Raw genomic sequence first — 8,587 nt, forward strand, 5'->3', positions numbered from 1 at the left:
GTCACCGGCATCGACGTCCGCGATGGGCTGGACATCCTCTACCACTGGTGCCTCGATGCCGACACGTATGTCGTGACGGTGAAGGCCCTGGCGGCCCGGCCGGCGATGGCGATTGATTCGGTCGGCCAGGACCTGCCCGCGGCCGACTGGATCGAACGCGAGATGCACGACCTCCTGGGTGCGGAGTTCCTGGGCCATCCGGACATGCGCCGACTCATCCTGGCGGACAACTGGCCCGAGGGCGTCCATCCGCTTCGCCGAGGGTTCAAGGTCCCGAAGGTGGACGCCTTGGGCCGGCGCGAAACGAACGAGTGGGCCGGCGCGCCGGTCAAAAAGGAAAAGCACCCGACCTATCGGCCGGAGAAGCCGCTGAAGCCCGGCCAGATGCTTATCAACGTCGGGCCGTTCCATCCCCTCCAGGAAGAGGCCGAGTTCTTCCAACTCTACTGCGAGGGCGAGACGGTCGTCGACATGGACGTGCGGCTCGGGTTCAACCATCGGGGCGTCGAGGAACTCTCGACCCGCATGACGTGGGACCAGGTGCCGTTCCTGGTGGAGCGCGTCTGCGGCATCTGTTCGGCGAGCCATCCCTGGGCCTACGTCCGTGCCGTCGAAAACATTTGCGGCATCGAGGCCCCGCCGCGCGCCGAGTACCTGCGGACCATCGTTGCGGAACTCGAGCGGCTCCACAGCCACCTTTTGTGGCTCGGCCTGGCCGGCCATTTCCTCGGCTACAACACCGTCTGGATGTGGGCGTGGAAGTACCGCGAGCCGATCATGGACATCCTGGAACTCACGACCGGCAGCCGCATCCACTACGCGAACAACACGATCGGCGGCGTGCGGCGCGACATTCCGGCGGACCTGTACCCCGCCATCCGCAAGGCCGTGGACTCCATCAAGAAGCCCACCGAGATGCTCACCAAGGCGGTCCTCGACGATCCGGTGCTGCACGCGCGGCTGAAGAACGTGGGAGTTCTCTCGAAGGAGGACGCGATTCGCTGGGGCGTCACGGGGCCGACGGCCCGCGGGAGCGGCGTCCCTATCGACGTGCGGCGCGACGATCCGCTCGGCACGTACGACCGCGTCGAGTGGAACGTCATCGTCCAGGAATCGGGCGACGTCTTCGCCAAGGCCGTCGTCCGATGCCTCGAGTGCTTCGAGTCCTGCAAGATCATCGAGCAGTGCCTCGACCAGATTCCCGAGGGGCCGATCCAGACGCGCGTCGACGAGATTCCGCGCGGCGAAGGGTGCGGCCATTACGAGGCGCCGCGCGGCGAGACGTTCCATTACGTCCGGAGCGACGGCGGCCCCGGGCCCGTCCGCCACAAGATCCGCGCCCCGAGTTACGTCAACATCCCGTCCTTCCGCTCCAGTTGCATCGGTCAGCACATCGCCGACGTGACACTTGTCCTCGCGGCGGTCGACCCGTGCTACTCGTGCACCGAGCGCATGGCGCGGGCCTACGATGCCACGAGCGGGAAACCGCTCTGGGGGATGAACGACCTTATCCGAATGAGCCAGGAACGCACGCGGCAACTGAGGCGAGAGGCGTAGGGGGGCACGGATTGCGAGCAATCCGTGGCACCCGGGATTAGGGCTTTGACCCAATAAACGGGTGCCACCGTTTGCTTGCAAACGGTGCGTGACGGGTTTTAAAAGTACTACGTAGGGAGCACGCATGGAAGCGTATGCTTGGCTGCTGGGAATTCCGCTCGCGGCCGGCGCCGGTATCTGGGCCCTGTGGATTCTTTTCGGCTGGGCCGCGCGGCGGTCGGCCGGGGCGCTCGGCGTCCTTGCGACCGTCGCCAAGATCGTCGCCGCCGTCGCCTGCGCCTGGACGTTCGTTCTCGCCGTGAACCTCTGGCGCGTGCCGCCGGCCCCCGCGGCCGCGGCGCAGAGCATCGACCTCGGTGTCGTGAACCTGTCGGCGGCGTTCCGCGCGGACGGTCTTTCGTCGCTCATCGTCCTGGCGGCGGCGGGCATCGCGCTCCTGGTCGTCTTCTACAGCATGCGCGCGATGGCCGGACACGCCCGCGAGCCCGTCTTCTTCGCCTACCTCCTTTGGGGCCTTGCGGCGGTCATGGCCGCGGCGCTGGCCGACACCTTCATCGTTCTCCTCGTCGCCTGGGAGATCGCCACGGTCCTCCTGTACCTGCTCATCGGCATGGGCGGCCCCGAATCCCGCACGGGCGCCATGAAGACCTTCGCCGTGCTCGGCTTCGCCGACGCGTGTCTCCTCCTGGGCGTCGTGCTGCTGCTCGGCGCCGGCCGGTTGACGCCCGCCCTCGCCATCGGCGGGACGCACGTCGCGGCCGACGCGCCGCTCACGGTCGTCGCGTATCTCCTGATGGTCGCCGCCGCCCTCGCCAAGGCCGGCGCCATGCCGCTTCACACTTGGATTCCGTCGGCCAGCGACGCCGCGCCTATTCCCGCGTTTGCGTTCCTCCCGGCCGCGCTCGACAAACTCCTCGGCATCTACCTGCTCGCGCGCCTAACGTTCGAGACGTTCGCCATCGGCCCGGCCCTGGCAACGGTCCTCATGGTCATCGGGGCTGCGACGATCCTCTGCGCGGTCTTCATGGCGATGATCCAGCACAACCTGCGCCGGCTGCTCGCGTTCCATGCCGTCAGCCAGGTCGGCTACATGGTGCTGGGGATGGGGATAGCGGCGGCGGCGCTCGCGCCGTCGCGCCTGAGCGGTGCGCCCGTTCCGCCGGCTGCCATGGCCATCGCCGCCATCGCCTTCGCCGGCGGCCTCTTCCACATGCTCAACAACAGCCTCTACAAATGCGCCCTCTTTTTGGGCGCCGGCGCAGCCGAACGCGTCGCCGGCACGACGGACCTGGACCGCCTCGGCGGCCTGGCGCGCGTGCTCCCCGTGACGTTCGTCTGTTCGATTGTCGCGGCCCTCGCCATTTCCGGCGTTCCGCCGCTGAACGGCTTCGTCTCGAAGTGGCTCGTGTACCAGGCAGCCCTGGGGTTGAACACGCCGCTCGGAACAGCCTGTCTGGTGGCAGCGGTGTTCGGGTCGGCCCTGACGCTCGCCTCCTTCGTCAAGGTTCTGCACTCGGTTTTTCTCGGGACGCGCGGCTCGGCGGTGCCGGCCGACGACCGGCCCCGCGAGAGTTTCGCCATGGCCGTCCCGATGGTTGTGCTGGCGCTCGCCTGCGTCGGCCTGGGCGTTTTCGGCGGGTGGGCGGTCGAGCGGCTCATCCTCCCGGCGGCTGCGTCCGTCGGCATCGGGACTTCGGCCGTCGGCGTGGCGGGGTCGGCCATCGAACTTCGCCTCGATCCCGCTCGGCCGTTCATGGGCCTCTGGGATCCGACGCTTGCGACCGGCCTCATCCTCATCGGCGTCGCCGTCGGCCTCGGGTTCTACGTCCTCAGCCGGGGAATGAAGGTCCGCATCGTCTCCACCTTCGTCGGCGGCGAGGACGCCTCGAGCGACGCTCAGTGGCACGTCTCGGGAACCCACTTTTACGAGACCATCCGGCGTCTCCCGGGGCTTCGCGGACTCTTCGGCGACGCGTCGGCCGGCGTCTTCGACGTCTATCGCCTCAGCGGACACTACGGCCACACGCTCGTCGAACGCTTGCGCGCCTGGCACACGGGCGTCCTGGCTGCTTACACCAGTTGGGTGCTCGTCGGCCTCATGGTGCTTGTGCTGGTGCTGGCGTTGAATCGGTGATCGCTCTTCCTGCGGCGGCGCGGGAAGGTTGGAAAGAAAAACGGACCGGAAGGGAGCACGTGCGATGGATCCGTTGCTGATCCTGCTCCTGGTGCTGATCGGCTTTATGGTCGTCGGGTCGCTGGTGGCGATCGAGACGCGGGGCCTTCTGTCGAGCGTGATCTCGGTCGGGGCCGTCGGCTTCGCCCTCAGCGTCGTCTTTCTCCTGCTCGGCGCCCCGGACCTCGCCATCACCCAGGTCGTCGTCGAAATCCTGGTGCTCGTGGTCCTCGTGCGCGTCGTCATCACCCGGCGCGACGAAACCCACGCCACCAGCCGCTCCACCCTCGCCGTCGGCTCCGTGCTCCTGGTGCTCGGCATCCTGGTGGCCGTGGTCTTCTGGGCCCTCGGTGCGTCGGGCGGGGCGGGGCTCCAGATGCGGCCGTTCGGCAACCCGCTCCTGAATGAAATCGGCCCGGCTGCCGCAATGGCTCCCGCGGGGGCGCCCGCCGGCGCCGAGCCTGCCCCGAGTCCCCGGCGCGCCGGGATCGAGGGGGCCGACAGGCCGGAAACCATTCCCCAAAGCATCGGCGGCGCGTATCTCCAGGAAGGCCTGAAGCGGACCCACGCCGCCAACTACGTCATGGGCATCGTCCTGGATTATCGCGGCTACGACACGCTCGGCGAGGCGACGGTCATCTTCGTCTCCATCCTCGGCGCCTACGCCGTTCTTCGCCGCATTGGGAGGCACTCGCATGCGCGGGATGAGCCTGATCGTTAAAAATACGACGCGCCTCGTCGCGGGCTTCATCGCCCTCTTCGGCGCGTACATCGTTCTCTATGGCCACGTGACGCCGGGCGGCGGATTTGCCGGCGGCGTCATCGTCGCCGGGGCCCTCGTCCTGGTGGTGTTGGCGTTCGGCGAACGGTTCAGCCGCGAGGTCATCTCGCACGAGGTCGTGCGCGCCAGCGACGCCGCGGGGGCGCTCGCCTTTCTCGGCGTGGCATTGTTCGGATACCTCGCCCCGAACGCCGGCGCGTTCTTCGCCAACTTCCCGGATTTGCTCGGCACGCCGGGCAACCTCCTGAGCGCCGGAACCATCCCCATCTCGAACCTTGCGATCGGCGTGAAGGTCGGGGCCGGGCTGTTCGGCGTCTTCCTGGCCCTCGCGCTCTTTCGGCGTCGCGGCGAGCAGCGGCTCATGGTCCCCGACGCGGGACGCCTTGATTCGGAGGCTCAGCGATGACCCTGCACATGCTCCCCTATCTCCTGGCCTTCCTCCTCCTCGTCGTGGGCATTTATGCCCTCGTCGCCAAACGCAACGTCATCAAGGTCATCGTCGGCCTGCTCATTATGGACTATGCCGTGAATCTGTTGCTGGTCCTGGTCGGCTATCGCGTCGTCGGCGGCGGGGCGCCGATGGCGCCGATCCTGACGCCCGACCTTACGCCGGCCGACATCGCCGCTCGCGCCGTCGACCCCTTGCCCCAGGCCCTCATCCTCACGAGCATCGTCATCGGCCTGAGCGTCACCGCCCTGGTCGTCGCCATCGCCATTCGCCTCTACGACCGGTACGGAACTTTCGACACGGGACGCATGCGAAATCTGAGAGGGTAACGCCTTGGAAAATCTCCTGCCGCTCTTCGTCGCCATCCCGCTCGCCGGCGGCTTTCTCATGCCCGTTCTCGGCCGGTTCTTCGGTCCCGGCCGCGCCAGTGCCGTTCTCCCGATTCTCATGGTCGCCGGCGTCCTTGTCCTCGCCGTCCGCCTCGTCCTCCTTCCCGACGCCCAGACGCCGCCCTACTGGATGGGCGCCTGGGACTTCCCCATCGGCGTCAGCCTCGTCGCCGACGGCCTCTCGAAACTCGTTGTCCTTCTCGTCGCCCTCATCAGCCTGCTCGTCCTCGTATTCAGCATGGACTATATGACCCATTACACCAATCCGGGCCTCTTCTACGGCCTCTTCATGCTCCTGCTCGCGGGGATGAACGGCGTTGTCCTCGCGGGCGACCTGTTTAACCTCTTCGTCTTCCTCGAGGTCGCCGGCATCGCCAGTTACGCCCTCGTCGCCTTCGGCACCGAGGCCGACGAACTCGAAGCCGCCTTCAAGTACCTCGTCCTCGGGTCCATCGCCAGCACCTTCATCCTGGTGGCCATCGCCATCGTCTACAACGTCACCGGCCACCTCAACCTCGCCAAGATCGCCGAGGCCCTTCGCGCCAGTGGAGGTCTCACGGTCCCCGTTTACCTTGCCGCCGCTTTTCTCCTCATGGGCTTCGCCCTCAAGGCCGCCTTGGTCCCGTTCCACGCCTGGCTCCCCGACGCGCACCCCTCCGCCCCCGCGCCGATTTCCGCCATGCTCTCCGGACTCCTCATCAAGGCCTGCGGCGTTTATTGTCTTTGCCGCCTCGTCTTCTCCGTCTTCGCCGGAGCCGAGGTCTTCGGCATCATCCTGGTGGTCCTCGGCACGCTCTCCATGGTCCTCGGCGCGCTTCTGGCCATCGGCCAAGTCGACCTCAAGCGCCTCCTCGCCTATTCCTCCATCAGCCAGGTCGGCTACGTCGTCCTGGCGATCGGCGCGGGCGTCGTCGCCCTCGCCTGGGCCCCGGCGCACCCCGCCCTTATCCCCGTCGCCGGACTTGCGCTCTTCGGCGGCCTGTTCCACATGGCCAACCACGCCGTCTTCAAGAGCCTCCTGTTTCTTTGCAGCGGCTCCGTCGAGCAGGCCACCGGCACGCGCCTCCTCGCCGAACTCGGCGGCCTCGGTCGGCGGATGCCCGTCACCGCCTGGAGCCTCCGCGCGGGCGCCCTCGCCATCAGCGGCGTACCGCCCTTCGGAGGGTTCTGGTCCAAACTCATCATCATTATCGTCCTGGTGCAGATGGCTGTCGGCGGCCATTGGGCCTTCTATCTGCCCGCTGTCCTCGCCGTCGCCGTCGCCGTCGTCACCCTCGTTTACTACGCCAAGGTCCAGCGCGCCGTGCTCGGCGGTGAACCGTCCGAGGCGACCGCACGCGCCCGCGAGGTCCCCTTCGCCATGTGCTTCGCCTCCGTCTTCCTCGCGGTGCTCTGTCTGGCGAGCGCACTGCTCCTCCTTCCGCCCGTCCGAGAGCGCCTCGTGAACCCGGCCGTTGCCGTCCTCAAGGCTGCCGTGCCCCTGCCGCCTGCCTCCGATGCTGAACCTTCGACCGTCGCACTCGACGCCGCCGGGAGGGTCCCATGAAACAACTCCTCTGTTTCCTCTTCACGTTCGCCCTGTGGCTCCTCCTGACCTGGTCGCTCGTGTTGCCCGACGTCGCTGCCGGCGTCTTCTTCGCCCTCCTCGTCTCCACGCTTCTGGCGCAGATTTATCCCGAAAACCCCGAGAAGGGCCTGAACCCCGTCCGATGGTTCTGGCTCCTCCTCTACATCCCCTACTTCCTCTACTATTGCCTCAAGGCGAATCTCGACGTCGCCTACCGCGTCCTCCATCCCGACATGCCCATCCGCCCCGGCATCGTCCGCGTTAGGACCGACCTCAAGAGCGAAATGGCCAAGACCATCCTCGCCAACTCCATCACCCTCACACCCGGAACCCTCTCCGTCGACATCGTCGGACAGGACCTCTACATCCACTGGATCAACGTCTGCGGCGAGACGGAGGCCGAGCACACCGCCGAAATCGTCAAACCCTTCGAAAGGCTCATCAGGAGGATCTTCGAATGACCTCCCTCTTGCCGTTCGAGTTTCTCATGGTCGCGATGGCGGCGCTCACCCTCGCCTCCTTCCTCTGCCTCTACCGCATCAGCCGAGGACCCACCGCCCCCGACCGCACCGTTGCCATCGACATCCTCGGAACCCTCATCGTCGGCTTCTGCTGCGTGATGGCCCTATGGACCGGGCAGGACTTCTACATGAACATCGCCATCGCCTGGGCCCTCCTGTCCTTCATCGGAACGATCGCGATGGCGAAATACCTGGAGGGCCGTTACTACGATGAATGAACTCGCCGCCCAATGGATCATCGGCATCGGCCTGGCCTTCAACCTCTTCGGCACCATAGGCCTGGTGCGCCTCCCCGACGTCTATAACCGCCTCCAGGCCGCCACCAAGTGTGTCACCCTCGGCACCTGCATGATCCTCCTCGGCGTCCTCGTCGGCGCCTGGGGCGGGTCTGCCGGCATCACCGCCATGGGCGCCAAGGCCGTCCTCTGCGCCGTCTTCCTCCTCCTCACCAGTCCCGTCGCCGCACACGCCATCGCCCGCGGCGCCTACCGCTCCGGCGTACGCCTCTGGGAAAAGAGCGTCATCGACCGCTACGGCGAGGACATTCACCCCGAACGCCCGCCCGCCGAATGCAGCGAGCCGGACGAGACTCCGGGAGTCTGACACATGAAAAAACCCAAGTTGCGCGAACTCGGCGAAGCCATCAAGGCCCTCCTTCGCGGCCCGGCCACCACGAAGTTCCCCGCCGAGCCTTACGAGCCGCCCGCCGCCTTCCGCGGCAAACCGAAGTTCTACGAGGACGATTGCATCGGATGCTGCGCCTGTGCCGAGGTCTGCCCAAGCCAGTGCATCCTCGTCACCGACGACCCCGCCGCCCACCCCCCCATGCGACGCCTCGACCTCAATTACGGCGCCTGCATCTTCTGCGGACAATGCGAACTCAACTGCACCACCGAAAAAGGCGTCCGCCTCTCCACCGAATACGACCTCGCCACCTTCGACCGCTCTGCCTGCGTCGAATCCGTCGAAAAAGAACTCGTCCTCTGCGAGGTCTGCGGCGCAACAATCGGCGCACGCGACCATCTCCTCTGGGTCGCCGAACAACTCGGCGCCAAACGATACGCCAACCCCACCCTGATCCTCCTCGCGGACGGCGAACTGGGGCTCGTCGAGACCGGGCCGCCGCGCGATCCCGAGCGCCCCCTCGACCG

The 8,587-nt window shown here is 66.9% G+C and carries 10 protein-coding genes; all 10 read left to right on the top strand.

All coding sequences use genetic code 11. From position 1 onward, the window contains the following. The coding region (locus tag NTX40_02565; GenBank protein MCX5647970.1) for an NADH-quinone oxidoreductase subunit C at window positions 1-1,557 on the top strand (1,557 nt) is incomplete at its 5' end. Between the two features lie 124 nt (window positions 1,558-1,681). Next, window positions 1,682-3,691, top strand: a complete 2,010-nt coding sequence (locus NTX40_02570) for a proton-conducting transporter membrane subunit (protein MCX5647971.1) — start codon at window positions 1,682-1,684, stop codon at window positions 3,689-3,691. Between the two features lie 64 nt (window positions 3,692-3,755). Beyond that, the gene (locus NTX40_02575; protein MCX5647972.1) at window positions 3,756-4,451 is read left to right on the top strand and encodes a DUF4040 domain-containing protein; all 696 of its coding nucleotides are present in this window, start codon (window positions 3,756-3,758) and stop codon (window positions 4,449-4,451) included. Further along, complete coding sequence (locus NTX40_02580) at window positions 4,435-4,917, top strand: cation:proton antiporter (protein MCX5647973.1); 483 nt, start codon at window positions 4,435-4,437, stop codon at window positions 4,915-4,917. The genes NTX40_02575 and NTX40_02580 overlap by 17 nt, the downstream gene beginning before the upstream one ends. Beyond that, window positions 4,914-5,288: a sodium:proton antiporter gene (locus tag NTX40_02585; protein MCX5647974.1), complete on the top strand. Its 375-nt coding sequence runs from the start codon at window positions 4,914-4,916 to the stop codon at window positions 5,286-5,288. Before NTX40_02580 ends, NTX40_02585 begins: the two co-directional genes overlap by 4 nt. Before the next feature lie 4 nt (window positions 5,289-5,292). Then, entirely contained in the window at window positions 5,293-6,894 is a 1,602-nt protein-coding gene (locus NTX40_02590) for a proton-conducting transporter membrane subunit (GenBank protein ID MCX5647975.1), read from the top strand. Further along, entirely contained in the window at window positions 6,891-7,376 is a 486-nt protein-coding gene (locus NTX40_02595; GenBank protein ID MCX5647976.1) for a Na+/H+ antiporter subunit E, read from the top strand. The genes NTX40_02590 and NTX40_02595 overlap by 4 nt, the downstream gene beginning before the upstream one ends. Next, window positions 7,373-7,654: a cation:proton antiporter gene (locus NTX40_02600; GenBank protein MCX5647977.1), complete on the top strand. Its 282-nt coding sequence runs from the start codon at window positions 7,373-7,375 to the stop codon at window positions 7,652-7,654. The genes NTX40_02595 and NTX40_02600 overlap by 4 nt, the downstream gene beginning before the upstream one ends. Beyond that, window positions 7,647-8,039 carry a monovalent cation/H(+) antiporter subunit G gene (gene mnhG, locus NTX40_02605; protein ID MCX5647978.1) on the top strand — a complete coding sequence of 131 codons (393 nt, stop codon included), beginning with the start codon at window positions 7,647-7,649 and terminating at the stop codon, window positions 8,037-8,039. The genes NTX40_02600 and mnhG overlap by 8 nt, the downstream gene beginning before the upstream one ends. 3 nt (window positions 8,040-8,042) lie before the next feature. Beyond that, on the top strand, window positions 8,043-8,587 hold a 545-nt coding region (locus NTX40_02610; protein ID MCX5647979.1), incomplete at its 3' end, for a 4Fe-4S binding protein.

The sequence above is a fragment of the Planctomycetota bacterium genome (genome assembly GCA_026387035.1).
Lineage (GTDB): Bacteria > Planctomycetota > Phycisphaerae > FEN-1346 > FEN-1346 > JAPLMM01.